Origin of the sequence: Maribacter aurantiacus, from assembly GCF_005780245.1 — a bacterium.
In the GTDB taxonomy this organism is placed as follows: domain Bacteria; phylum Bacteroidota; class Bacteroidia; order Flavobacteriales; family Flavobacteriaceae; genus Maribacter; species Maribacter flavus.
In genome coordinates this window covers 13,124-38,142 of the sequence record NZ_VBUK01000008.1, presented here as the reverse complement: position 1 = coordinate 38,142, position 25,019 = coordinate 13,124, and the positions used below count along the sequence as shown (strand labels likewise).

General features: G+C 44.0%; 19 protein-coding genes. 14 read left to right on the top strand and 5 right to left on the bottom strand.

Features of this window, described 5'->3' with window-relative positions:
• Positions 1-54 precede the first annotated feature (54 nt).
• Positions 55-735 (top strand): DUF2461 domain-containing protein, encoded by a 681-nt coding sequence (locus FEK29_RS12965; RefSeq protein WP_138258869.1) that lies wholly within the window; start codon positions 55-57, stop codon positions 733-735.
• Here the strand turns inward: FEK29_RS12965 and FEK29_RS12960 are convergent.
• Positions 727-1,134: a glyoxalase gene (locus FEK29_RS12960; RefSeq protein ID WP_138258868.1), complete on the bottom strand. Its 408-nt coding sequence runs from the start codon at positions 1,132-1,134 to the stop codon at positions 727-729. The two genes, FEK29_RS12965 and FEK29_RS12960, sit on opposite strands and share 9 nt — an antisense overlap.
• 348 nt (positions 1,135-1,482) lie before the next feature.
• Between FEK29_RS12960 and FEK29_RS12955 the strand changes: the two genes are divergently transcribed.
• Complete coding sequence (locus FEK29_RS12955) at positions 1,483-1,884, top strand: acyl-CoA thioesterase (RefSeq protein ID WP_138258867.1); 402 nt, start codon at positions 1,483-1,485, stop codon at positions 1,882-1,884.
• A 4-nt stretch (positions 1,885-1,888) separates the two neighbouring features.
• Here the strand turns inward: FEK29_RS12955 and FEK29_RS12950 are convergent, their stop codons facing one another.
• Positions 1,889-3,172: a dipeptidase gene (locus FEK29_RS12950; protein WP_138258866.1), complete on the bottom strand. Its 1,284-nt coding sequence runs from the start codon at positions 3,170-3,172 to the stop codon at positions 1,889-1,891.
• Between the two features lie 141 nt (positions 3,173-3,313).
• Here FEK29_RS12950 and FEK29_RS12945 point away from each other — a divergent pair, with 141 nt between their 5' ends.
• Genes FEK29_RS12945 through FEK29_RS12920 form a run of 6 tightly spaced genes read left to right on the top strand, consistent with a single transcriptional unit; the run spans position 3,314 to position 13,041 of the window.
• Positions 3,314-5,086, top strand: coding sequence for a hybrid sensor histidine kinase/response regulator (locus tag FEK29_RS12945; RefSeq protein WP_138258865.1), 1,773 nt, complete (start codon positions 3,314-3,316; stop codon positions 5,084-5,086).
• A 2-nt stretch (positions 5,087-5,088) separates the two neighbouring features.
• On the top strand, positions 5,089-5,451 hold the full coding sequence (locus tag FEK29_RS12940; protein ID WP_138258864.1) for a response regulator transcription factor: 363 nt from the start codon (positions 5,089-5,091) through the stop codon (positions 5,449-5,451).
• Between the two features lie 40 nt (positions 5,452-5,491).
• Positions 5,492-8,017: a HEAT repeat domain-containing protein gene (locus FEK29_RS12935; protein WP_138258863.1), complete on the top strand. Its 2,526-nt coding sequence runs from the start codon at positions 5,492-5,494 to the stop codon at positions 8,015-8,017.
• Complete coding sequence (locus FEK29_RS12930) at positions 8,010-9,440, top strand: glycosyltransferase family 2 protein (protein ID WP_138258862.1); 1,431 nt, start codon at positions 8,010-8,012, stop codon at positions 9,438-9,440. The genes FEK29_RS12935 and FEK29_RS12930 overlap by 8 nt, the downstream gene beginning before the upstream one ends.
• Before the next feature lie 2 nt (positions 9,441-9,442).
• Complete coding sequence (locus tag FEK29_RS12925; protein ID WP_138258861.1) at positions 9,443-11,827, top strand: LTA synthase family protein; 2,385 nt, start codon at positions 9,443-9,445, stop codon at positions 11,825-11,827.
• A complete protein-coding gene (locus FEK29_RS12920) occupies positions 11,824-13,041 on the top strand; it encodes a YaiO family outer membrane beta-barrel protein (protein WP_138258860.1) in 1,218 nt (405 codons plus the stop codon). Before FEK29_RS12925 ends, FEK29_RS12920 begins: the two co-directional genes overlap by 4 nt.
• Before the next feature lie 688 nt (positions 13,042-13,729).
• On the opposite strand, the gene FEK29_RS12915 is transcribed toward FEK29_RS12920, so the two are convergent.
• On the bottom strand, positions 13,730-14,593 hold the full coding sequence (locus tag FEK29_RS12915; RefSeq protein ID WP_138258859.1) for a sigma-70 family RNA polymerase sigma factor: 864 nt from the start codon (positions 14,591-14,593) through the stop codon (positions 13,730-13,732).
• Positions 14,594-14,767: 174 nt separating this feature from the next.
• Between FEK29_RS12915 and FEK29_RS12910 the strand changes: the two genes are divergently transcribed.
• The 5 genes from FEK29_RS12910 to FEK29_RS12890 all read left to right on the top strand — a co-directional run bounded on the left by FEK29_RS12910 (position 14,768) and on the right by FEK29_RS12890 (position 21,553).
• Entirely contained in the window at positions 14,768-15,277 is a 510-nt protein-coding gene (locus FEK29_RS12910; RefSeq protein ID WP_138258858.1) for a DUF6155 family protein, read from the top strand.
• A gap of 11 nt (positions 15,278-15,288) precedes the next feature.
• Complete coding sequence (locus tag FEK29_RS12905) at positions 15,289-16,218, top strand: 2-hydroxyacid dehydrogenase (protein WP_138258857.1); 930 nt, start codon at positions 15,289-15,291, stop codon at positions 16,216-16,218.
• A gap of 125 nt (positions 16,219-16,343) precedes the next feature.
• The gene (locus FEK29_RS12900; protein ID WP_138258856.1) at positions 16,344-17,855 is read left to right on the top strand and encodes a DEAD/DEAH box helicase; all 1,512 of its coding nucleotides are present in this window, start codon (positions 16,344-16,346) and stop codon (positions 17,853-17,855) included.
• Positions 17,856-18,088: 233 nt separating this feature from the next.
• A complete protein-coding gene (locus FEK29_RS12895) occupies positions 18,089-20,290 on the top strand; it encodes a hypothetical protein (RefSeq protein ID WP_138258855.1) in 2,202 nt (733 codons plus the stop codon).
• Between the two features lie 24 nt (positions 20,291-20,314).
• Positions 20,315-21,553: a glycosyltransferase gene (locus FEK29_RS12890; RefSeq protein ID WP_138258854.1), complete on the top strand. Its 1,239-nt coding sequence runs from the start codon at positions 20,315-20,317 to the stop codon at positions 21,551-21,553.
• A 2-nt stretch (positions 21,554-21,555) separates the two neighbouring features.
• On the opposite strand, the gene FEK29_RS12885 is transcribed toward FEK29_RS12890, so the two are convergent.
• Together FEK29_RS12885 and FEK29_RS12880 are read right to left on the bottom strand one after the other, a co-directional pair.
• On the bottom strand, positions 21,556-22,692 hold the full coding sequence (locus FEK29_RS12885) for an amidohydrolase (RefSeq protein WP_138258853.1): 1,137 nt from the start codon (positions 22,690-22,692) through the stop codon (positions 21,556-21,558).
• A 50-nt stretch (positions 22,693-22,742) separates the two neighbouring features.
• Complete coding sequence (locus tag FEK29_RS12880; protein ID WP_138258852.1) at positions 22,743-23,471, bottom strand: phosphatase PAP2 family protein; 729 nt, start codon at positions 23,469-23,471, stop codon at positions 22,743-22,745.
• Positions 23,472-23,601: 130 nt separating this feature from the next.
• Between FEK29_RS12880 and FEK29_RS12875 the strand changes: the two genes are divergently transcribed.
• On the top strand, positions 23,602-24,462 hold the full coding sequence (locus FEK29_RS12875) for a 1,4-dihydroxy-2-naphthoyl-CoA synthase (RefSeq protein WP_262710141.1): 861 nt from the start codon (positions 23,602-23,604) through the stop codon (positions 24,460-24,462).
• Positions 24,463-25,019: the final 557 nt, after the last annotated feature.

The window sequence follows — 25,019 nt, the reverse complement described above, 5'->3', positions numbered from 1 at the left end:
AGGTCTTCCTCGTAAATGGTTAACTTTAGCTTAAAATCACAATACCGTAGTCGTATGTCACAAACCGTAATTACTAAAAATACCCTTGATTTTTTGAACGATTTAAAGAAGAACAACAATAGGGACTGGTTTGAGGAGCATAAAAAACGGTTCAAGGGCCAGCAGGCCGAGATGAAGAAGTTTTTCCAAGAAGTTATGGATGCACTGAATGTGCATGACAAAATAGAGAAGATGAAGATATTCCGTATTTACAGGGATGTCCGGTTTTCAAAGGACAAAACGCCTTATAAGTTCAATTTTTCGGCTTCATACACCAGAATGGGCGCCGAGCGTAGGGGCGGCTATTACGTGCATATACAGCCCGAAGGTAGTTTTATCGCCACTGGATTTTGGAATCCAGAAAAGGACGATTTGCACAGGATTCGAAAGGAGTTCGAGGTGGACGCCATCGAGTTTAGGTGTATTATGGAAAACCATGACTTCCAAAAAATTTGGGGAAGTTTGGAAGGGGAGGAGCTAAAGACCGCCCCTAAGGGTTTCGATAAGGATGACCCAAACATAGACCTCATCCGCAGGAAACAATACATTTTTAAGAGAAAGTTCACGGATCAGGAAGTGATGGCACCGGATTTTGCGGAGAAAATTAACGAATCCTTTATGGCTATTCGGCCTTTTTTTGATCTGATGAGCAACATTTTGACCACGGACCTTAACGGGGAGTCCCTTTTAGACTAGGACACCGTCCTCAAAATACTGGATCTGGTCCTGAAGTCTTTTGATGACCATGTTCATCATCCTTTTGTTCAAGGCCGATGAGTTTTTAATATAGGCTTCGTATTCCTCCAAGGTAAACTGACCAATGATCATTCCCTTTAGTGAATTCCGAAATTTGATATCCTTTTGGATGGCATTGAGTATATAGTTCAACCTGTTCTCCAAGCTTAAGGTATAAAAGGAATTCTTGCCCTTTACGATATAATTTTGAAAAGAAGCAAGCAACAAACCGTTCTGTAGTTTGATTACCGGGCGCAGCGTTTCGTTCTGGAAACGTTCCTCGTCGCTCATGTTCGGGAGAATTTTTGCGGAAGGAATTTCGGGGCGAATCTGAAGCAACTTTTGGGACCTGTCGTTCATTTTATGCGGTTTTTATAAAGGTAGCCATTAAAGTCCGCTTGGACCTGCGTTGTGGTATTAGTTTTTAACGGGGTTATAAACAATACCCTTTTTTCCCACGTTTAAAATTAGTTTAATGGATTTTCTATTGCATATTTTGGGTTTAATCAAGGACAGTGAAATGTTAAAGAAACTCTTGACGTGGCCTTTAAATCGGCGATTATCCTAAAATCCGACTCATTTTTTTGCTGATTCCATAGTACGCGGGCACCACATTTTACACCTTCATAAATCGGTCTGTTAAATATGGTGAAGGGCCCTATTCCCTTACTTTTTTCGTTATAATTTTGACCTGTAAAACAATACGTTATGAGATTCCATACTAGAAAATTAGTAAAGCCGGAAGACCTGAATTCCAACGGAACGTTGTTTGGTGGGAAAGTATTGGCATGGATCGATGAGGAAGCCGCCCTATATAGTATCATACAGCTTGAGAACAGCAAGATAGTCACCAAATACATGTCCGAAATCAATTTCATGAGTGCCGCCAAACAAGGGGACATTGTTGAAATTGGGGTTCAGGTCGTTAAATTCGGGAAAACCTCGCTTACCTTGAACTGTGAGGTTCGAAACAAAATGAACCACGAGACCATCGTTACCGTGGACAACATTATCATGGTAAACCTAGGTGACGACGGCAAACCAGCCCCGCATGGTAAGACAAAGGTTGAGTTCGTGAAAGACAGACTGGCAGCGGCGGAAACCACCTAAAATATTAGGACATGGTTTTGGCGATGGCCTGTACTTCGTCCAATACCCGGAGTAAATTACCGCTCCAAAGCTTGGCGATTTCTTCTTCGGTGTAGCCTCTTTTTACAAGCTCCAGGGTAACATTGAAGGTTTCTGATGCATCGGACCATCCGTCGATGCCTCCGCCTCCATCAAAATCGGAGCTAATACCTACGTGGTCAATACCTATCAATTTGACCATGTAGTCGATATGGTCCACAAAATCCGAAACGTTCACGGGTTCAGGGGCATCTTTTCTGCTTTTTACCAATTCCTGGCCCATCTGGGTGACCTTGGGATAGTTTTCCATAAATGAGGCCCTTTGCTCGTCCGTAAGGCTTCTAAACTGTGAACGCTCGTACCATTCGATACCTAGCGAGTCCGCTATCTGCTGATATACCTCTTTCATATAGGCTGCACGGGCTTCGTGCTTTTCCGTATTAAGATAGGAACTAAAAGCGACCGTTTGGACAACGCCCCCAATTTCCTTCATCAGCATCAACTGCTCGTCGTCCAGATTCCTGCTATGGTCGCACAGTGCCCTGGCCGAGGAATGGGATGCAATTATCGGAGCCTTGGACAACGCGATCATCTGTTTCATGGCTTCTTTCGATGGATGGGAAACATCCACCATAATTCCTAATCTATTCATCTCTTTTACAGCTTCTTTTCCTAATTCACTTAAACCATTGTGTAACCATACGGAATCCGCTTCGCCCGTGTTTGAATCGCTGAATTGGCTATGACCGTTGTGGGCCAGCGAAATGTAGCGCGCCCCAAGTTCATGGTAGCGTTCAAACTCCGACAAATCCTCGCCCATAGGGTAGGCATTTTCCACCCCGATCATGGCCACTTTTTTGCCTTCATCGTGGATGCGGTGTACATCTTCGGAGGTAAGTGCTAGATTGATTTTGTCCGGGGCAATCTCTTCACAAAGCCTGTGGATGGCATCGAACTTCGCCATGGCGTTTTCCTTCCCTTTGGCATAACCTTTGGCCGTTAGGGTATCCTGTCCCGTATAGACGATCAACCATGCCACGTCCAGACCTCCTTCCTCCATTTTAGGAAGATTTATCTGGGTATTCAGGCGCTGGGTATAGTTGATACTATCCGTGAAATTGGCCACATTGATGTCATCATGGGTGTCCAATGTGATTACGTTGTTATGGATGCGCCTGGCCTTTTCCTCAAGGGATTCCGCCACCTGTGGTTTTTCCTCTTTACAGGCAAATACTGCCAAAAGGCCTAAAATATAGATGTACCGCTTCATTTTGTACCATTTTATACCTACAAATAAAGGCTATTCACAACAAAAAAGGAAGCCTAGGGAACATTTAATTGTGGGTAGACCATGAAAGGGTCAATTTTATTTCCTGAAAACTAAGAAGGACCCCAAAACTACTACCCATTCATGGACGGTGTACAAACAGAAAACTTACTGAGTCAGTTAAAACATTTGGAATCAAGCTTATCCAGCTTTTCATTTGAATCGCTTAATGCAGCGGAGGCCGCTTCGTTAAAAAACTCTTTTAGGGCCTTTTCGGAGCTTTTGGAGGGAAAGATCCAAAATCCCAACAGCCCCTTACCAATAGCTTCTGTAGGAAATGAATTCAATGACAAAAATTCATCGGCGGAGGGACAGCGCAAGGAAACCAAGTTCATTGCACATATTAGCCATGAAATCCGTACTCCGTTGAACGGAATCATCGGTTTTACCAATCTTTTGCGCGAAGACAACCTTAGTGAAACCCAATCCAAAAAGGTCGATGCCATACATATGGCCTCCCAGAACTTGATGGAAATCATCAATGAAGTGTTGGAGTACTCCAAGCTATCCTCTGGTATGGAGGACTTTATGTCCGTTGATTTTAATTTCCACGGATTGATCAACGACGTTATTTTTCTAAGCCAGACTTTATTGGTCGATAAAAATATAGACCTACAGCTAAAAATCGACTCCGGGATTCCCGGGACTTTGATTGGAGATCCCTCCAAGTTGTCCCAGATACTTCTCAATTTATTGGGGAACGCCATCAAATTTGTGGAGAAGGGATACATTCGGTTAGAGGTTTCCCTTTTAAAACAGGATGAGGAAGAATATATATTGGAGTTTAGCGTAGCGGATACCGGTATCGGTATGTCCAAGGAACAGCTTGGCGATATCTTCAAATGCTTCAAACAGGCAGATAGGCATATTTACCCCAAATACGGGGGGACGGGCCTTGGACTTTGTATCGTCAGGGAATTGGTGGAAAGGCAGGGAGGCGAAATATCGGCGGAAAGTATAATGGGAGAGGGTTCGACCTTCAAGTTTACCATGCCACTAAAAATAGGCAGTTCACAGAACATTCGCAAACAGACCCTTAGCACGGTTACGGGCTTAAAAGGCAAGGAATTGTTGAATGGTACCAAAATCTTGGTGTTCGAGGACAATACCATGAACCAGCACCTTATAAAGGAGCAATTGGACAAATGGGGCTGTAGGGTATACGTTACTTCCAATGCGGATAAAGGTTTGGGTATACTGCGAACACAGCAAATTGATATAGTTCTGATGGATTTGAAGATGCCCGGCCTTAACGGTTTTCAAATAACTGAACTAATTAGGGGCGACAAGTATCTTGAGAAGGTTCCCATCATTGCCGTAAGTGCAGATTTTACTGCCAAGGACGAAGAAAACTGCATTGCGACCGGTATCAACGACTTTTTGCTGAAGCCCTACACGCTGGACGAGTTGTTGAAAAAGCTTTTAAAGGCCAAGAAACAAGGTCTTCCCAAAGAAAGTAAGGCACTCCTAAAGACAGGCGTCATTACGGGAAACCCTGCTACCACTGTGAATCTACAAGGCGTATTGGCAGATTGTTGTGGGGAAATCGTCGTATTGGAAGAACTTATTCGCTTGTTCAAGCAAAATGTATATGAGTTTATCGGTTCGGTAAAAATCGACCTCAAACAGAACAAACTAAAGGAAATAGGCTTTGCCGCCCATAAGCTGAAGGCTGGTCTCAAAATGCTGCAATTGGAAAAACTTGTGGATATCATGATCCAGATGCAGGCATCCACTGAAGCTCTGGACGAAATAAAGCTCAGGGCATTATTCGAGACATTCCTTCAGCAATATCCGGAGTATGAAAAACAAATCGATTCGGCCTTCGCCCAAATCAAAAAACAATCCAATAGCTAAGTATGGAGGTACTATTGGCAGATGATGATGAGCTTTTGGCGTCCCTTTTGAGTTTTCGACTCAAAAAGAGTGGCTTTAAGGTGCATTTTACCTCCAATGGCAAGGAGATGAAGGAGTATATGGAGACCCATAGGCCGGATATCATCGTTTGTGATATCATGATGCCCTATTTCTCCGGAATCGAATTGATCACCTATGTGCGAAAGGAGCTATCCTTGGACACGCCCATTATTATTATTTCATCGGCAGGAAATGAAGAGAATGTACTGAGCGCCTTTGAATTAGGTGCGAACGATTTTATATCAAAGCCCTTTAGTCCATCGGAATTAATGGTCCGGTTGACACGCGAACTGAAAAAAACCTAAACCTATAGTCATAGTCCCCCAGACCTATAAAATAACGACCTTGATCACAAGCCCCAAAATCCCGACGGATTTGCTATGGGGTTTGTCCTCTTTTTTTATAGGGCTGGCCGTGGTATACCTAATCTCCGTTTTCTACTTCAGAAACAGGATTACAAGGGAAGCCCAAAAAATAAGGAAAAAGAAAAAGGAGCTTTCACCTATTGTGAGCGAGTTTTTGTTCTATGACGAAAACGGGGACAAGATTGAAAAAATTAACTATATAGGGCTCAAAATAGAGGTCAGGGAATTGATCAAGAGTCCGTTCGACCGTAAAGTGCTTACGGAAATCCTCATGGACCTTCGCAAGGATGTTTCCGGATCGACCAGAACGGAGCTGTTCCATATTTATCAGGACTTGGGACTGCATGAAGATGCGTATAAAAAGCTAAGAAGTTGGCGTTGGGAGGACATTGCCAAAGGCATATTCGAACTTACACAAATGCACGTGGAAGAAGCCTATATGCCCATTACCCGATTTATAAACGATAGGCGGCCCACGGTGAGAAAACAGGCTGAAATTGCCGTGGTGACCCTTAAGCGGGAAGGGGTCACTTTCTTTTTGGACCATACGAAGTATAAGATATCGGAATGGCAGCAATTGAAACTTTTGGATGTGGTACGCAACAAGGAGGACTATCTCGCACCGCCATTCAGGCTATGGTTGACCTCCAAGAACAACTATGTGGTGCTTTTTGCCCTAAGGCTCATAAAACATTACAACCAGAATGACGCCAGTAGCTCCTTGATTACCTTGGTGCACCATAAAAGTGACCATATTAAGCGGGAGGCCATTCACTGTATCAAGGAATTCAATATCACGGAAGCACTGCCAGTGCTGAAGTCGGTTTTTGACAGGAACAGTACCGATATCCGCATGCACATATTGGATACCGTAGCAGAAATTGGCAGTGAGGCGGATCTTCCATTTTTGGAAGATATTGAGGGTCAGAACTACAGTTTTATGGTAAAGAACAAGGCGGTAAGGGCCATCAACACAATCAAGCCCGAAGCTATTCTGCCAACAAAGGATATAGAAAAAGTTACCGAGCCTAAGGTGCCCGAAAATGCGGTTGATCAGATGGAAGCGGATGAAACGGAGCACGAGTTTCAGTCAGAAACAATGACATCCAAAGCCCAAAATCCGGAGCTTCTTACATCCCATCCAAAATTCATGGATGAGGAAATCTTGAATGCCAATGAAGTATCCTTGGACGCGCAAACCTGGGAGTCTAGCATTGAAGAAATTGAAGAGGAGGAGACGCAAACCTTGGATTTAACAGGTTCCCTGGAATTGACCGAGGATGAAATAGCGTTTTTGCCCTTGGTTATCGATTCGGATAGGGAAGGGTTTGCTAATGTATCCGAAGAAAAGGAAATTTCCCTTGATGACCTTCCCGTGATTTTTGAGGAATTGAAAACCAAAGCAACACCAATAGCGTTTGATTGCAGTTTTTTGCCTCTGGTGGTAGAACGCCGGGAACAGGCATTTAAGGATCCCTTACAAATACGGGTCGATTTTGAGGAAGTCCTGGGCGTCCAAAAATCAGAACCTGTAAGCGTTTCATCCCTGAACGTGGACTATGAAGAGGTTTTGGTAAAACCAAAAGCGGAACCTGTTCGTCCGGAATCCATGGATGTCGCCTATGAGGAGATACGTGCTTCACGAGCAGATGCTCACATCGATGAATTTCAACTGGATTTATTGGATTTTTCGGATATGAATTCGTCAGAAGATACGGTAGGTAAAAACTCCGTTGCGTTCCCCGATGCCGAGGAAAATTCTATGGAATGGCCCTTGGATTTTGAATGGGAATCCCAAGAAAACGAGTCGCAAGACGCTGAAATAACACCGGAGGAAGAGATTTTGGAAACGGTTTTCTCCTTGGAGCACCTAATTCCCAAACCAAAATACTACGAGGACATGGAAACCATGGCCCTTTTAGAAAATATTGAGGAACTCGGCGATGAACGGGAAATCCCGTTTTTAAAATCCCTATTGGAGAGCGAGACTTCCCCCGCTGTTTTGGAACGGGTCGGTACTATTTTGGACCACTTTATTGCCACGTACTCTACACAAACAGATTTCGAGAACACGGAACCCCTAAAGGAATATAGTGTTTTTGAGGAATTGATTTTCAAAGGCGATTTGGAGACCAAACTGTTTTTATTGAACGAAATAGCAGAAGTTGGCGATGCCAAGGAATTGCCCTTACTCCATACTTTGGTTTCCCATGCGAATAAGGGTATCCGGGAAACTGCTTTAAAAGTACTGCATAGGTTACAGAGCCGACTCCAGGAGGCTTCTGTAGATCCTGTGATTCGAAAGGAAGATGCGCCCCTGTCCATTGAACAACTGTTAAATCAGGACAATTCGGATTTCTTCGAATTGAACTTTGAACCTGCCGGAACTGGGGAAGGTTCCACCGAAAGGAAGTATACGAGATCCTCCAATACAGGGGACCGCAATACCCTTTTTGACCATTTGTGCAATATGTCCACCAAATTTTACAACAAAAAGAATGGCTAGTGGGTTTTTGGACATATTGATGGAGTATATAAACATCGTTTTTTTCGTGTTTACGGTAGTGCTCTTTTCCATGTTTACCATAATGGGCTATTTGTCCACAAGGAATTCCATCCACTACAGGAACAAAAATAGTTTTGGGGACATGTCCAAGCTGATGGCTTCTCCCTTGGCCCCCAGCATCACCATCATTGCGCCTGCCTATAACGAAGGGCTTACCATTGTGGAGAATATACGTTCGCTCATGTCCTTGCGGTACGTGAATTACGAGGTCATGGTGGTCAACGATGGGAGTAAGGACGATACCTTACAGAAAATGATCGAGGCCTACGATCTGTTTAAAATTGAGCAGGAAATAGACCCGGATTGGAAGAACAAACCCATACGGGGCATCTATAAATCGCCCCATAAGGCCTTTTCAAAATTAACCGTAATCGATAAGGAAAACGGTGGTAAGTCCGATGCCCTGAACACGGGAATGGCCCTTTCTACCAATCAATATGTGGGCTGTATCGATGTGGATTGCCTACTATTGCCCGATGCACTTTTGCATGTGGTTAAGTCCTTCTACCAGCGTTCCGAAAAGCAGGTAATCGCGGTAGGCGGTGTGATCCGTGTGGCAAACTCCTGCATCATACAGGGCGGACAATTGGAGGAAATACGTTTGCCCACCAATTGGTTGGCCCGTTTTCAGTTGTTGGAATACACCCGGTCCTTTATTTTGGGAAGAATGGCCTGGGGCCGCATCGATAGTTTATTGATCATCTCCGGGGCCTTTGGTTTTTTTGATCGTCAAATAGCCTTGGAAGTTGGGGGGTATGATACCAATACGGTGGGCGAGGATATGGAAATCGTATTTAAGATGCGGCGTTACATGCACGAACGTAAATTGCCGTATACCGTGGAATATATTCCGGATCCGCTTTGCTGGACAGAAGTTCCAGAAGACCCAAAAATCCTTGTGAACCAAAGGGACCGGTGGGCGAGAGGCAACCTGGAGACCCTGTTTAAGCATAAGGACATGTTCTTCAACCCCAAGTTTGGAAGGTTGGGCATGCTCAGTTATCCCTATTGGTTCTTTTATGAATGGTTGGCTCCCTTGTTGGAGTTTTTCGGCTTTTTTACCATCATCCTTTTTTATTGGTTGGGAATTTTGAATTGGGAGTTCTTTTTGGCCATAACGGCGGCCGTTTACATCTATTCCATCATGTTCTCCTTTTACGCCATTCTTTGGGATGTCTATTCCTATAACGAATACAAGAAAACAAAGGATATCTTGATTTTGATGTTCTGTGCCATTATAGAGCCACTAACGTTCCATCCTTTGGTGGTATGGTCCGCGGTTCGTGGCAATTACAAAAAACTGTTCAAGATCAAGTCGGGTTGGGGTTCCCAGGTCCGTAAAGGATTTGCAAAAGCTACGTAAACATGCTGGAATACAGGGAAGAACATATCGAAAGCAAGGAGCGTAAACTGCGGGATTTTATCCCCGTGGTCATTACCTTTTTTGTTGGATTGGTCGTCCTTTCCATATATCAGAATGCCATGCTGTACGCGATTGGTGTGCTGGACAGTGTTTTCAACAGTAGCTTCTTACTTTATCTATTGCACCATTTGGGATTTGCATCCGTCATTTCCCTGTTTTTGGCCTTTATTTTCAATCTGTTGGAAAATGAAAAACCGGGGCTTGGGCTTCGGGTCGTTCAAATTGTGTTGATTATCCTGTTGCTTTTGGAAGCGGTATTGATTACCTACTACGTACAGAATTTTGAGCCCTTGGGTTCGGATTTTTTCGGGTTGTTCAAGAATAAGGAAATACGGTTCTCCTTGCTACAGGCATCGGTGGCAACCTCCATTACCTTGACCGTCTGTTTTATCTGTTACAAATACATCGCATCGTTTTACACCGTGATAAGCCGCATGTACCCGCTGACCATCGTATTTTTCAGTATTTTTCTGGCTACGCTGTATTCGGATAAAAAACCCGTCAACGAAAACAAGACCCAGTATTTGGCGCATCACGTGACGAAGCGCCTCTTGCAATCCTATAGTTATGAGGGTGCCGAGGAATACCCGCTGGTCAGGCCTTTTCAAAAGGAAACAGGTTTGGCCGGATATTTTAAACCGATGGATACCTTCCCGCATATCAAAATTATCATACTGGATGGTCTTGGAAATGAGTTCGTTGACGGACGTTTTACGGACTTTATGCCCAATTTGCAGGAATTGAAACGAACATCCCTGAGCTGGAAAAACTTCCTGAGCAATACGGGAGAAAGTCACGCCGCCTTTCCCACGATTATTGGGTCCTTGCCTTTTGGGGAATCCGGATTCACAACGCTACCGGATTTTACCTATAGAAATACCCTGTATAGTATTTTACGGGAAAACGGGTACAAAACAAGTTTTAACCATGGGGGCAATACGGCCCTGTTCAATATAGACCGATTTTTAGAGGAAGAGAAAGTCGACCAGATTTTTGACCGAAACAACTTTGGAAGGGAATTTAGCCTGCAAGAGGAGGATGCTGCGGGAATTACCCTTGGCTATCCGGACGGTGCCCTGTTTTCCAATTTCCATAAGAATGCCAAGCCTAGCGTAGGGCCAAAACTGGATGTGTTCCTGACCTTGAGTACAAAAGTGCCCTATCACATCCCAGAAATCGATACCTATACCCATAAAGTGGCAAACATCGTGGAGACTTCTGGTATGAAAGCGTCAGAGCAACGATTTGTGCGGCGTAACGAGGAACTTTTCGCCAGTTTTCTCTATGCCGATGAGGCGTTGGCCCAGTTCATGACCCGGGAGCAACTTTCCCCTGATTTTTCAAGTACGATCTACGTGATAACAGGAAGCCATCAGCTCTCAGAACTTTCGCAGGACAACGCCCTGTCCAAGTATCGGGTTCCTTTGTTGATCTTTAGTCCGCTCTTAAAATCCGCCACGGAGATAGCAAACGTTGCTTCCCATGCGGATATAGCGCCAAGTCTGCTCGCTTTGCTTTCGGAAAAACAAAATAGTAAGGTCCCGGACCAGGTAGGTTTTCTGGGAGGGGATCTGATCAGGCAATCCGGCACTAAAGACCCCAAGGAGGTTCCCTTATTGCGGAGTGCCTACAGACTACAGGATTATATACTGGACGATTTATTTTATTCCGATGGGGAGATTTACAAACTGGACAAGGATTTGAACCTACGGGAATTTGAGGATGATGAAGAGACCCGGGTGTCCTTACTTGAAGAACGTTTCCAAAACTTCAAGACCGTCAATAGGTACGTCACGGAAAATAATAGCATCATACCAAAATCGGTTTCCTTGATCGAGGACCGAAAACCCAAATTTACCAAGGAAGAATTGATCTGGATCGAGAGTGTCTTTAACGGAAAGGATTTTGACAACGCCTACGGACATGCCAAGCAATTGGCTTTTGACAAGGATTATGGCAGGGCCTTATTGCTGAGCGAATATATCCTGAGTGAAATTCCAAGGCATGCGGATACGGAAATACTCATGGGTAGGGTACGGGCATGGCAAGGCGATTTTGAAAGGTCCATTCAGATTTTGAGCAATGTAATCCGGAAATACCCCAAGTACGAGGATGGCTATTGCGCCTTGATGGATGCCTATTTCTGGTCCGGGAAGAATGAAAATATGTATGAGATTCAACGATTGGCCCGCAAGAACGGGATTCAGGATAAAATCTTGAACGAAAAATTCGAAAGGTCCCTCACTTTGATCCGCCAAGGAAAAGAAGTGGAAGGAAAAAGTGCCATAGAGCAAGAAACGGTTGAAATAGGGTCACAAAAAAAATGAGACAAAGGATTTATTTGTTACTCGTGATGCTAGTATCCCTCAATGCCTTGGGGCAGGAAACGGGGTACTCCGGGGATCCGGACGCTTCCTTTTTCACAGCAAGGGATTTGGCCTTTGCTGGTAATAGGGCATCGGCCAGGGATACCTTAAAAAGTATCCTAACAAAGTATCCGGATTACGCGGATGTACGAAGTTTGTTGGCAAAGACCTACAGTTGGGACCAAGAATACGATGCTGCTCGGTTGGAATTCAATCGGGTTACGAGTACCGAACGAAAAAATTCCGAAGCTTGGGTAGGTGCCATCAAGAACGAACAATACGCCAAAAACTACAACATCGCTTTGGGACTAGCCAATAAGGCCTTGAACTATTTGCCACAGGACGAGGAACTGCTGCGTCTAAAACAGGAAATCGTCCAACAGATCGAAGACCAACAACTTTTACAGAACCGGTTAAAAACAACTAAGATTGCGGAGGAACGCAATCAATCCCTGACCTTATACACAGAGGCTGAGGTGTTCGATAGGGAATTGGACCCCATGTATTTCGGCGCCGTGGAATATCAAAAAAGAACGAAATGGGGAGTGTTTATCCCCAGGCTCAACTATAACCGCAGGTTTAACATCAACGGGATACAGGCTGAGGTGGATGCCTATCCCAGATTTTCCAAATCCCTGAGCGGCTATGTAAATTATGGCTATTCCGGTGATGTCATCTTTCCCAGGCACCGGATGGGAGGGGAGCTGGTAAAGGAGCTGCCCAAGGCCATGGAAGCTTCCTTAGGTTTCAGGCACCTGATTTTTGAGCAGGATGCGGCAACCATACTAACGGGAACTTTTGGGCTGTACAGAGGGAATTATTATGCGGTGCTCAGACCTTATTTCGTGCCCGATGCAAAAAAGGGCCTGGGTATTTCAGGAAATCTCCTGGTCCGAAAGTATCTCAAGGATGGAAACAATTTTTTGGGCATGAACCTGGTTTACGGGTTTGATACAGAACTGAACCAATTCATTATTAACGGACAGTTGTTGTCCGAAACGCTATTGTACCTGGAAGCCCAAAGAATCCGATTGGAATATCAGTTTACCAACAAAAAGGGCAACAATCAATACAAGGCCAATCTGGGGGTAAACCGACAGGAATTGGCGTTTAGCTCGGGAAATTTTTTCCTGTCCGTTACCGCGGGCATTGCCTATCAGGTGAAATTCCGTTGAACGAATCTAAATTATCGACGAACTGAATAGGTGTGCAGCCAAGTAAATTAGGGGGTTGTGGAGGAATTGCAAAAGTAAACCTATAGCAACCGTATTTTTTACAACATAAATGGACAGGTTTACCACATTTAATTGTCCTAAAGGGAAGTAGCACCTACTTTTAGCATGTACTAATTGAGTAACCAAATCGAAATAGTAAACCTAAAAAACCCCTAACCATGCTTTACGATACCTACGGTGAAGAATATTTGGTTTTTCTTCAGGAACTAAACGAAATCCTAAGCCTTAACGAATTAGCGGAGCTGGATTACATGTAATTGAATAGCTCTTAACCTTATAATATAATATTATGGCAAATCAAGGGAACGATAACGCGTCTTATCATAATTTTATTGAAAATTTGAACAATATTCTTGTGGACTCAAACATCAGCAAGCTAACGTATTCTTAGTGTCTAGTGTGTACTACGAAAAAAGCGCCTTTAGTTTTTAAAGGCGCTTTTTTATTTGAGAAGTGGTTTAAACTTTTTCAAATTGGCTAAAAAATCGCACAATTGCACCCATATTTCGTCTTTTTCTCACTCCGTAGCCCAGCTATGAAGCTCTAAAAAGCCTTCATCTGGGCACAATGCTTTCAATTTTCGCTTCAATTAAAAAAGGTTAAACCACTTCTGAGGCTAATATGGTTATTATCCTAGATATGTCTTTAAAAGTTTACTTCTTGAATTGTGGCGTAGTTTTCTGATCGCCTTTTCCCGAATTTGCCGTACACGTTCCCTTGTCAAATCGAACGTATGGCCAATTTCTGCCAAGGTCATGGCCTGTTGGTCACCAATACCGTAATAGAGCTTTACAACATCGGCCTCACGGGGGGATAAGGTTTCCAAGGCCCTGTTGATCTCCGTATTCAGGGATTGTTGCAATAAATGGTTGTCCGGTTTTGGGGACTCCCCGGATCTCAAAACGTCATATAGATTGGAATCCTCCCCTTCGCGTAACGGTGCGTCCATGGAAACGTGCCTACCGGAATTCTTCAAAGATTGCTTGACCTCCGTTACCGTCATTTCCAATTCCTTGGCAATTTCCTCTGCGGATGGTGGACGCTCGTGCGTTTGCTCTAAATAGGAAAAGGTCTTTTTAATTTTATTGATCGAACCGATTTTATTTAAGGGAAGCCTAACGACCCTTGATTGTTCTGCCAAGGCCTGTAAAATCGATTGACGTATCCACCAAACGGCGTAGGATATAAATTTGAACCCTCGGGTTTCATCAAAGCGTTTGGCCGCTTTTACTAGGCCTAAGTTTCCTTCGTTGATGAGATCGGGTAGTTTTAAACCCTGATTCTGATATTGTTTTGCTACGGATACCACAAATCGGAGATTAGCGGTGGTCAATTTTTCCAAGGCCACTTGGTCACCTTCGCGTATCCTTTGGGCCAGTTCTACTTCTTCGTTTGCTGTTATTAAATCAATCTTACTGATATCCTGCAAGTATTTGTCCAATGATTTCGATTCGCGATTGGTTACCTGCTTGATAATCTTTAGTTGCCTCATGTATGTGTGTATTTATTATTTAGTGTATGTCCAAGTTCTCATTATACATTTTTATTAGCTCTTTTCCAAAGGGAAACCCTTAATGTTTTCCAAAATTTATTAGCTATCCCATAAATTATCAAGGTTTTAGGTGGATCTTGCCACAAAGTGTATTTTTGGCATAACGGACCTATTATGAGCAAAAGAGCCTTAAAGACCTATTTATCGGAATTACGAAAAAAAGAGTTGGAAGCCCAGATTATGGAACTCTATGAAAAGTTTTCCCCGGTAAAAACCTATTATGATTTTGTCTTTAATCCCAAGGAGGACAAATTATTACAGGAAGCTAAGACCAAAATCACCAACGAATATTTTCCTGTAAAAAGAAAGCGGCCCAAGGCGAGAAGGTCGGTCGCCCAAAAGTATATCAAACACTTTGTCAAACTGGGAGTGGATAGTGCCCTGGTGGCGGACCTCATGTGTTTCAACCTTGAAATAGCCCAAACATTTGCCTTGGAACGCAATGTACCCGATGCATTTTACAAGAGCATGCTCAATTCCTTTTCGGAGATGACTACCTTTATTTCCCAACATGGGATTTTGGAGGAATTCAAAGGGCGAATCGTATGCATTTACAATCATACACAGACCGGGGATTGGCTTTATAAAGAGGGGTTTTCCAAGGCCTTGGACATTTTGGACTAAATCAGAAAATTATGGCGATAGTTATCATCAGACAGGACGGAAAAATCGAGGCTTGGAAGAAAGCCTTGAAGGAAAGAAACCCTTCCATAGCGGTATATAGTTATTTGGAAGACCATCCAAAACAGGACATTACCATGGCCCTGATATGGAAACATCCCCAAGGAAGCCTATCGGTTTATCCCAATTTAAAGTGCATCGCCTCTTCTGGGGCGGGTGTTGATTATATTTTCGAGGATGCATCGGCACCCACCGATATACCCATTACCAGGGTCGTAGATCCCTACTTGGCCAGTGATATGTCCGAACACGTACTGGCGGTAATCCTTGCGGAATTGAAGAATTTCAATAGCTATAAACTGCAACAGGTAGCTAGTGATTGGAAACCCAAAATTTACAGACGAATCAAGGACGTTACCGTCGGAATCATGGGGTTAGGGGAATTGGGAGCCTTGACGGCGACCGATTTGATGAAATTCGGTTTTACCGTTCAGGGGTGGTCCAGAAGCCAAAAAGAATTGAAAAATGTAAAAACCTTCGCAGGATCAGATACACTGGATGCTTTTCTACAAGCGACCGAAATTTTGGTCTGTCTTCTTCCCCTGACGCCGGATACGGAGGGGATTCTCAGCAAGGAACTGTTTGAAAGATTACCAAAGGGCGCCTATGTCATCAATGTGGCCCGGGGAGGCCATTTGGTCGATAGGGACCTGCTCGAAGCCTTGGATGCCGATCATCTGTCCGGTGCCTGTTTGGATGTATACCATCAGGAGCCATTGCCAAAGGACCATCCTTTTTGGCAACATCCAAAAATCTTCATGACACCGCATTACGCCAGCGTCTCCGATACAGATTCCGTCGTGCCCCAGATACTGGAAAATTATGACCGACTCAGAATGGGTAAGGAACTACTAAATAAGGTGAACAGAAAGAAAGGCTATTAACAATCATCGTTCATAAATTCTCTACAGAATAGGGGCCATAGCGGGATTTATATTTTAATTACCGATAAAAATCCTCTAATTTTAAGGTTTCGTAATTTTTAACCGGACTTAAATTTCTTGCCTTTTTGAAAGCCACAAAGGACACCACGGAGAAGACATTATACGGATATCAGGAGGAAGACCTCAAAAGAATCTTTGAATATCTTGAGGACAATCCTGATAATTCCAACCTTTTGTACCAGCTGCCCACAGGTGGAGGGAAGACCGTTATTTTTTCCGAAATCGCACGAAGGTACATTGAAAGAACGGGTAAGAAGGTCGTAGTGCTTACGCATCGTATTGAGCTTAGTCTCCAAACTTCCAAGATGCTGACCGGTTTTGGGGTTCGCAACAAAATTATCAACAGTGATGTTAAGGAACTAAAGGACCAGGACGATTTCAATTGCTTTGTAGCCATGGTGGAGACCTTGAACAACCGTCTGCAGGAGGACAAGGTGGAAATCAACAATATTGGCCTGGTCATCATCGATGAGGCCCATTATAATTCCTTCAGGAAACTCTTTAAATACTTTGACAAGTCGGTTATTCTGGGCGTTACCGCAACCCCTTTGAGTTCCAATATAAAACTTCCCATGAAGGACAACTACAAAAAGTTGATCATTGGGGAGTCCATAGAATCCTTAATCCAGAAGAAGTTTTTGGCACGTGCCAACATGTTCAATTACGATGTAAGCCTGCAAAGCTTAAAGCTGGGCATCAATGGCGATTATACCGTAAAGTCTTCGGACGAGCTCTACAGCAATCACAGTATGTTGGGCAAATTGATGAATGCTTATGAGGAGATTGCCAAGGGAACAAAAACCTTGATTTTCAATAACGGTATCAATACCTCCCGATATGTGTACGACCTATTTAGGAAGGCCGGATACAACATCCGGCATTTGGACAATAAGAATACGGCTTCGGAGCGAAGGGAAATCCTAAAATGGTTCAAGGAAACCCCTGATGCCATATTGACATCCGTGAGCATTCTTACCACGGGTTTTGATGAGCCATCCGTAGAGACCATTATCCTGAACAGGGCCACCCGCTCGCTTACCCTGTATTTTCAGATGATCGGACGCGGGTCCAGATACCTGCCGCATAAGGAAGAGTTCAACGTAATCGACATGGGGAACAACATTGCCCGTTTTGGCATGTGGGACGCCAAGGTGGACTGGCAGGAAATCTTCCACTTTCCGGATTTCTTTTTGGAGAATATCAAAAACGATGAGGAAATCGAGCGGGAGTTTGTGTATGAAATGCCGCAGGAACTTAGGGATGAGTTCTCAAAATCAGAAAACATCGAATTTGACATTAAGGAAGAATACAAGAAAAGTTTCGCCAATGGGGAAAAATCCAAATTGGTATTGGAAAAAAGTATTGAGCAACATGCCCAGATATGCGTGGAAAATGCGGACGATGTCTTTGATGCCCGTATCCTTGCCAAAAAACTGAAGGAGGAAATCCAGTATCGGGTGCGGCAGTATTCCTACTGCATTATGAACAACACCAAAAACTACAAGGAATGGTTGGAGGAGGATTACGAGCGTAAGCTTCGGTCCAAAATATCCAAAATGTTCGCCTCAAAAATGTAGATTTTATTGATTTCGTTCCCACGGCCCACGGTTTAAACCATAGGCTGTGGGAAGCGTTGCCTAAAACAAACCGTTTTAACGATTTAAATATTATCGATTTTACCACATTCGTTCAAGAAGATAAGGTTTACACCAAGGGGTATTTTGAAGTATTCCGAAAAATCGACCGAAACCTGTCTTATTTGACCGGAGTTGGTTAATTTAAGGGTGTCAACCATCTTCAACCAATTCCAATGAAAAACCGACAACTCTTGCTCACTTTTATCCCCACCATCATTCTCACGGGGATTTATGGCTATCATTTTTTAACAGGTCTTCCACCAATTTTGATGATGCTTTTTGCCATTTTAAGTGGAATCTTGGTACAGATACTCTTTTACTTACTGTTCAAATTGATCCAGTTTGTTTTCAAAGGAATTGATGCCATCTATATTTTGGCCGTTTTGAGCGGAGTTTCCACCTTGGTTGCCCTAAAAATCTTCGGGTTTGGTTGGCCAGATGTCCTGTATTATGCCTTGGTAGGTTCCGCATTGCTCGTAATCGTTTGTCTGTGGTGGTTTTTACGGACGAAATCCTTGTTTTCTTTTCTGATGCTGTCCTTTGTTTGCATAGGTTTGGGTTATGGGATATATCTACTGACGAATCCGGGGTCGGAACCCTATCAAAATGATTTCCCAAAATTTAGCGTGGGCGATGGAGAACGTAGCTTGGAGGAGATCGGTGTTGAAAATCCGTCGGAACCTGGCAGTTTTGAGGTCGATGCCTTTACCTATGGCAGTGGTTCGGACAAAAAACGAACCGAATATGGACAAGAAGTTCGGTTTAAGACACCAACCGTAGACGCATCGTTGCTGTTGCTGGAATGGAAGGGGAAAAAGAAAAAATGGAGGGAAAAATTTTGGGGCTTTGGCGTCACCGAGTTTCCGTTGAACGGGAGGGTTTACATGCCACAGGGCGATGGGCCTTTTCCGCTTGCCCTCATCGTTCATGGCAATCATAGCATGATCGATTATTCAGACGACGGCTATGGCTATTTGGGAAACCTTTTGGCGAGTAGGGGCATAATAACGGTGTCCGTTGATGAGAACTTTGTCAACGGGCATTGGTCCGGCGATTTTAGGGGCAAGGAAATGCCCGTTAGGGCTTGGCTGTTGCTGAAACATTTGGAGCAATGGCAGGCCTGGAACGGAGATTCCGGGCATCCGCTTTCGGGCAAGGTCGATATGGAAAGTATCATGCTAATGGGCCATTCCAGGGGCGGGGAGGCTGTGACGATAGCAGGTGGTTATAACCGACTCCCCGTGTTCCCGGACAATGCCAACGTGCCCTTCGATTTTAATTTCAACATCAAAGGCATTGTGTCCATTGCCCCAACGGACTACAGATATAATCGGAAAATCGTTCTGAAGGACGTGAACTATCTGAGTTTGCAAGGTTCCTATGATTCGGACGAGGTCAGCTTTTGGGGCTTGCGGCCGTACCGAAGGTTGCAGTTTACAGATTCCGTACCCCGCTTTAAAGCGGGTGTTTATGTCCATCATGCCAATCACGGCCAGTTCAATTCCACTTGGGGTAAATCGGATTTTGGAGCGCCCATGAAATGGCTATTGAACCTAGAACCGCTACTTTCAGCTGAAGAACAGCAGCAAGTGGCCCAGGTGTTCATCAGTGCTTTTGCGGAATCGGTTCTTAAAAATAACGATGCGTATATCCCCATTTTTAAAAATGTAGGACTTGCCAAGGATTGGTTGCCAGACGAATTTCTAATGACCCATTTTGAAGTATCCGATTTTGTAAAGCTCGTGGATTTTGAGGAAGACATCGATATCACGAGCGTCTCTGACAGCATTTCGATAAGGGGACATCACCTGAATCTTTGGAAGGAGCAAGGCCTAACGACGCGCGACAACGGGCGGCAGGACAACAATGCAGTGGTGTTGGGGTGGCATCTTTCGGACAGTATATCTACCGACACAAAACCGAACTATGAAATAACGTCGGAAAAACTATTTTGGAAGGATTCCGTAGAAAGTATTCAACTATCCATTGGCAGCGGCGACCCCAAATGGTTGAAATCGGACTCCAAAGAAACCGATGTGGAAGGGGATAAGGACGCGGACCCGAAAATGGGCTATGATTTCAGTCTTGTCTTGACAGATACCTTGGGACAATCGGCCACCGTAAAAATAAGCGACATCAAAAACATCATGCCACCACTTAAAACAAAGTTTACCAAGTTCGAGTTTCTGGATAAGGATATGATCGGGGACGCTTGGGAGGTGCAATTGCAGACCTTCCACATTCCGATTTCCAAGTTTGAAAAAAATGCATCGCATTTCGACCCCAAGGTTATAAAACACATTCGGTTTGTTTTTGACCAAAGTCCCAAAGGAGTGGTGGTTGTGGACGATATTGGGTACAATCCTTTGAAATAAATATTTCCTGAATATTCCATGGAGATGAAATCCAAAAAATTATTGGTCATTGGACTTACCTGGTCGGAACCTACCGCTACGGCGGCAGGTGTGCGGATGGTGCAATTACTCGAAATATTCAAAAAGTATGAATTTGAGACCACATTTGTGTCCACTGCTTCAAGAACAGAACATTCCCAAGATTTGGAAGCAATGGGAATTGCGACCCTTACCATAAAACTGAACGATGCCTCCTTTGATGTCTTTATCGAAAACCTTCAGCCCGATATCGTTTTGTTCGACCGATTTCTTACGGAGGAACAATTCGGCTGGCGTGTGTCCGAATGTTGTCCTGAGGCGCTACGGATTTTGGATTCCGAGGATTTACATTCCTTGCGGCACGCACGGGAAAACTGCTTAAATAAGGGCATACCCTTTACCGAAGCGCATTGGTTGCAAGACGATAGGACCAAACGGGAGTTGGCCAGTATTTTGCGGAGCGACCTTACCCTGGTCATTTCCGGCTATGAGATGGAACTCCTGCAACAGACTGCCAGAATTGATGCTTCGCTCTTATGGCATCTGCCGTTTATGTACGATGCCATTTCACAACAAAATGATTGGCCGGAATTTGAGGCACGCAGGGATTTTCTGTTTATTGGCGGGGGATTGCATCCGCCCAATGTGGATGCCATAAAACACTTGGAACAAAATATCTGGCCTAAAATATTCGGGTGTTTATCGGATGCCAAATGCTATGTGTATGGGGCATATCTCCCCGATGCTGTCAATCGGCTGCATAATCCCAAAAAGGGATTTTATGTGCGTGGACGTGCAAGTAGCGTATCCGAAGTTATGAAAATGGCCCGTGTTTGTCTCGCCCCGTTACGTTTTGGAGCCGGTATAAAAGGAAAATTGGTGGAGGCCCTATTGAACGGGACGCCCAGCGTAACCACGGGAATCGGTGCCGAAGGAATGCATGGTGCGCTGGATTGGAACGGTTTTATTTCCGAGACCCAAGACGATTTTATAGATAAGGCCATTGAATTGTATACGGATAAAACCGTGTGGCAAAAGGCACAGGACAACGGCATACAAATCATCAATACGCTGTACCAAAAAACATCCTTGGAAACATCCTTGATGGATAGGATTACGGAAGTATCGGAATCACTTGCAACACATCGCGAACATAATATCATGGGCAGAATCTTGGAGCATCATACGGTGCAGAGCACCAAGTATTTATCCAAATGGATTGAGGAGAAGAATAAAAACAAATAAGCCTACTCCTTTAGAATTTCCTTGATTACCGACTTGAACATTTCAATTCCCTTGGATATTAGGGCATCGGGAAAATCATAGTCGGCATGATGTAAAGCAGGGACATTTTCCCCGGCACCGACCCCGAACATCGTAGCCCTATAATTTTTTGAGAACCACCCAAAATCCTCTCCAAATGAGAATGGCACCGATTTTTCTATGACATTAAAACCGTTTTTATGAGCTACTTCGGTTACCAAAGCAACGCCTTGTGCGTCATTCAAGCTTGCGGGAAAATGCTCGAACCAGTCCAAAGAATACATAATGGAGTTGGATTTACTAATATGGTAACAAATGTTTTCTATTTCTTTCCGTAAGGTTTCCATAGTTTCTGGGCGCCACGTCCTAACGGTATAATGAAGTTCCCCAAGTGCAGGCGATATCCCATAGGATTTTTCGCCCATGTGCATGTAAATGGGCGTTAGGATTTTATAATTGGGATTCTCAGGATCATTAATGTTCAGCGCATCAAACCTCTGAATCACTTCTGCCAGGCAATGAGCGGGATTAATACCTTTAGCAGGTTCCGAGGCATGGGATTCTTTCCCTTTAAGGTGTAAGGCGAAACTTAGGACCTCAGCCGAAAATCCCTTTTTGGGAACAAGTACTGAATGTAAGGGATATCCGGGAATATTGTGCAAGGCAAAAATATATTCAATATTTAAAGCTTGGAACCTTGTATCCGCCAAAATCTGGGCAGCGCCTTGTCCTGTCTCTTCGGCAGGTTGGAAGAGCAACACAATTGTTCCCTTTTTAAAGTGTGGTTCCGCTACCCATAGGGCCAATCCGGCTACAATGGCCATGTGGCCGTCGTGTCCGCATTTATGGGAAATCTCTTGATTTTTAGAACGATGGGCGAATTCGTTTTTCTCCGGAATGGGCAGTGCGTCCAATTCGCACCGTATCGCAATAACGGGCCCATCTGATGAGATTTCGTAAACAACGGCAAGCCCGTTTCCGCCTAAACCTTCCAAAATTTGTGTGGGTCGGCTGTTTTGCGAAATAAACGCCTTGATTCTTTCTGCGGTTTGCGATTCATTTCCGGATACTTCGGGAAATTGATGTAGTTCCTTTCTAAGAGATTTGAGCTTGTCCAACATGTTCATTTATATTCCTAGGGTGTGTCACTTTGAATTGGGAAGTATCGGATTTAAACTTCGGGGTCCCTTCTAAAAATCTGTATCACATCAAAAATAAGGATACAAAATACGACCCATATAAATCCCGCGATGAAACCTCCTGCCACATCCGAGGGATAATGGACCCCAAGATAGATCCTACTAATACCAATACTCAAAATCAGCAAGGCAACCAACACCATCAAGGAATATTTAAAAATCCTATTGATTCTTAATTTGGATATCAGGTAGATTAAAAATCCAAAAAAGGCCATCGCCCCCATGGCATGGCCGCTTGGGTAGCTCAAGGTCTTAACCGTGACCAGATGTTCTATACCCGGTCTTGCTCGGTCCACGAAGCGTTTAAGGGCCATATTGGAAAGGGTTGCCAGTACCAGTACCACCACGGACTGTAGCACATACTTCCAACTTTTAATGATACGCCAGGAAAGTAGCACGAAAAGGATCAAAACGATCAGGTAGCCCGTGACATCCCCAATATCCGTTACGAACTTAAAAAAGGTGGTCAAAGAGGGATTCCTAAAGGAAATGATATAGTCAGTTACTGCGGTGTCATATCTTGCAAGGGTATCGGTTTTTAGGGTATCCGTAAGTTCTATGAACAGGTTGATTCCTCCTACCACAATTACAAGGGAGACGATAACCGTAATGATATAGGGCAGACGGGAATCCTTTGCATGAAATAGCTCGGATAGCAGGGTACGTATGGATTTTATGATTCGATAGACCGCTTTCTTCATTGACATTGTTCTATTATACCTCTAATGTAAGCCTATTCTTAGAGTTGGACGGACAAAATATGGATAGATAATAACTCATTTCATTTCCGCTTGGCAGACTTCCCAAGGAACAACTATCTTTATATCGCAAATTAAAAACCGATTTGAAATGACTGTAGCCGAATGGAAAACCGCCTTGGAATTTGAGGATATTACCTATAAAAAGAGTAACGGGGTCGCCCGAATTGCCTTCAACCGACCCAATGTTCGGAATGCCTTTAGACCCCATACCACCAGTGAATTGATAAAGGCCTTTTACGATGCCCAGGAAGACACTTCCATTGGCGTAGTATTGCTTTCTGCGGAAGGTCCTTCCACCAAGGATGGCATCTGGTCCTTTTGCAGCGGTGGTGACCAAAAGGCCCGGGGAGAAAAGGGCTATGTGGGTGCCGATGGCCAGCACCGTCTTAACATTCTGGAAGTGCAGCGTATGATCCGTTTTATGCCGAAAGTGGTGATTGCCGTGGTTCCCGGTTGGGCCGTTGGAGGCGGTCACAGCCTCCATGTGGTCTGTGATATGACCTTGGCCAGTAAGGAACACGCCATTTTTAAACAGACCGATGCCGACGTTACCAGTTTTGACGCAGGATACGGGTCCGCCTATTTGGCCAAGATGGTGGGTCAGAAGAAGGCCCGTGAGATTTTCTTTTTGGGCAGGAATTATTCCGCACAGGAAGCTTTTGAAATGGGCATGGTCAATGCCGTGGTTACCCATGCCGAATTGGAGGATACGGCCTATGAATGGGCCCAGGAGATTTTACAGAAATCCCCCACCTCCATTAAAATGCTCAAATTCGCCATGAACCTTACGGATGACGGCATGGTAGGGCAACAGGTATTTGCCGGCGAAGCTACCCGTTTGGCCTATATGACCGAAGAAGCCAAGGAAGGCAGGAACGCCTTTTTGGAAAAAAGAAAGCCCAACTTTGGCAAGAACAATTGGTTGCCTTGATTCTTATTAAGTTATATGCGAAACACTTATCAATCAGGCCATTGAGAACTGATGAATAAATTGGTTTTCTTTGAACTTATTTTCATTTCGAACGCAGAAAGAAATCCCAAAAAGTATAGGGTAAGGTGGGATTCCTCGTCCCACCGTGATAACGGTGCTCTGTCGGAATGAAGTTTTATGCGCTGTATTCCCTAAATGTATGGCTCTGGTCTTAAACTAGGCCAAATTACCACAAACTAAAAAGAGCCCGATCAGTTCGACCGGACTCTTTTACGAGAACACTATATGAAAATGAAAAAAATTAATTCGTTTTTGTAACACTGTAAAAGTAGGTAGGAAGGTGGGCTTGGTGAAACTATTGTTGTCTCCCAAGGCAGAAATGTGGTCAACCGATGAAATTTTGTAGTTTGGTTGAAAAATCGTACAATAATTTTAACCCAAATTATGCATTAGGACTTCGTCATGAGGGTTTAAAATACAATAAACACAGGTGTTTTCTTGATTTTAGCATAGCATCGCTATGGTTAAATTAAAAAACGACATAAACAGCGTGTGTT